Here is a 253-nt window from a genome sequence, read left to right on the forward strand (position 1 = left end):
GGGTGGCCGCCGTCTCGTCCGTCCCGGCGAGGAACCGCCCGAAGGCCTCCCGGTACGCCTCCTGGTCCGTCCGCAGCCTTCCCACCTCCCCGGCCTCCGCGGTCTTGTGGTGTTCCACGTCGCTCGCTCCCTCCGCCCCGATACGGCACGCCCGCCCGGCATGCCCTCGCTCGCCCCCGTCGACCAGGCGAGGGTCACACGGCCGCCTGCCCCACCGATGAGCGGCACACCGTCGCCCCGGCGGCGCGCCGGG

Source organism: Streptomyces tricolor (assembly GCF_002155905.1).
Lineage (GTDB): Bacteria > Actinomycetota > Actinomycetes > Streptomycetales > Streptomycetaceae > Streptomyces > Streptomyces tricolor.